1 protein-coding gene and 2 pseudogenes are annotated in these 1,755 nt (G+C 53.3%); 1 reads left to right on the forward strand and 2 read right to left on the reverse strand.

Annotation, left to right across the window (positions count from 1 at the left end; all coding sequences use genetic code 11):
• Positions 1-83: pseudogene (locus QZ506_RS00665) on the forward strand (lipoprotein); the annotation flags it as partial.
• 138 nt (positions 84-221) lie between these two features.
• On the opposite strand, the pseudogene QZ506_RS00670 reads toward QZ506_RS00665, so the two are convergent.
• Positions 222-1,520 (reverse strand): annotated as a pseudogene (locus QZ506_RS00670) (enolase C-terminal domain-like protein).
• 19 nt (positions 1,521-1,539) lie between these two features.
• On the reverse strand, positions 1,540-1,755 hold a 216-nt coding region (locus QZ506_RS00675; RefSeq protein WP_291968344.1), incomplete at its 5' end, for an IS1 family transposase.

The following is a 1,755-nucleotide window of genomic DNA, read 5'->3' on the forward strand; positions in this document are numbered from 1 at the left end:
AGGTGGGTGAAGCCATGGCCATGGTCAAAGCGCTTAACCGGATCACGCTATTAGGAATGCCGAACAGTATTCGCATCACGTAACAATCGACCCGTATGGGGCGCAGTCATTACAGGTTCTGATTTATTCAACAAAGCCCCTTTTAGTCTGTCTTTCGGTAGCTGTCGTTATGAAGCTTGCTTTACTAAAGCGTTTACCTGCCCGTTGCGCAGGCCCGTTTATTAACGACCGAAAACGGGACGCTTGCGATCGAATGTCCAGCAGGGGATCAGGTACTGCATGGCCGCGGCGTCATTACGCGCGCCGCTGGGCAGTTTTTTGTGTAACTCATGTGCCTTCATCACTTGCGCCATATCCAGCTTAACGCCCAGCCCAAGACGATCGGGTACAGCAATCTTGCCGTTGACGATCTGTAGCGGCTCCTTGGTCAGATGCTGCCCTTCCTGCCAAATACAGTGGGTATCAATCGCGGTAGGATTGCCCGGAGCCGCTGTGCCAACGTGAGTAAACATAGCCAGTGACACATCAAAATGGTTATTGGAGTGGCAACCCCAGGTCAGGCCCCAGTCGTTACACAGTTGCGCGACGCGCACAGCGCCGTGCATGGTTCAGAAATGCGGGTCCGCCAGCGGAATATCAACTGCTTGCAACATCACGGAATGGTTCATTTCACGCCAGTTGGTGGCTATTATATTGGTTGCAACCTGCAGGCCAGTAGAACGGCGGAACTCTGCCATTACCTCACGACCAGAGAAGCCTTGTTCTGCCCCACAAGGATCTTCGGCATAGGTCAGAATGCCGTTCATGCCTTTGCACAAACGGATAGCCTCATCCAGCAGCAAGGCACCGTTGGGATCGACAGTGATACGGGCATCCGGGAAACGTTTTTTCAACGCTTTCACCGACTCAATCTCTTGTTCGCCTGACAACACCCCACCTTTCAGTTTAAAATCTTTGAAACCGTAACGATCGGCGGAGGCTTCAGCCAGGCGCACAATGGCGTCGCTGTTCATTGCAGCCTGATGGCGCAGGTGATACCTCTCGTGCTTGCCGGTTTCCCCCGGCAGATAAGGCAGATCCGTTTTGGTGCGATCGCCGATGTAGAACAGATAGCCAAACACCGTGACTTCATCACGCTGTTTGCCTGGCCCAAGCAATTCGGCAACGGGTACGCACAGGAACTGGCCTTGTAAATCCAGCAGCGCGGCTTCCAGCGCCGCCACGGCGTTGACCCGCAGTTCAAACGTCTAGGCCCCTTTGCCGAAGGCGTCAAAATCGGAGGATTGGTTACCGGTGCGCACGTCATGCACCAGACGATTCATACGAGCAATCTGTTCACCTTTCACACGGGGGATCGCATCGACCAGCGTGCGATAAATCACCTCACAGCCGGGCGCTTCACCGACGCCGGTATGGCCCGCGCTGTCGGTCAAAACCACTAGGTTACGCGTGAAGTAGGCACCGTGTGCGCCGCCAATGTTCAACAGCATGCTGTAATAACCGGCAACCGGGTCGTGTATTCAGTGAGTTGATGTAGCATCAAACGTAGTACTCGCGTTCGATGTAAGTACCGATGATCCTATCGTGCATTTCGGATGATTTTGAATATCCGAGCGTCTTGCGATTGAGCCGTTGCAATAGGTTACGCAGTGTCAGATGTGCACGCTCAATACGCTGTGTATACAGCTTGCTAACAATGTGTTTTACTTTTGGAAGTTCGTCGTTGTAAGCCCTGTAGCTATCCGTGTTTGCATG

Origin of the sequence: Candidatus Symbiopectobacterium sp. (assembly GCF_020054415.1) — a bacterium.
Taxonomy (GTDB): Bacteria; Pseudomonadota; Gammaproteobacteria; order Enterobacterales; family Enterobacteriaceae; genus Symbiopectobacterium.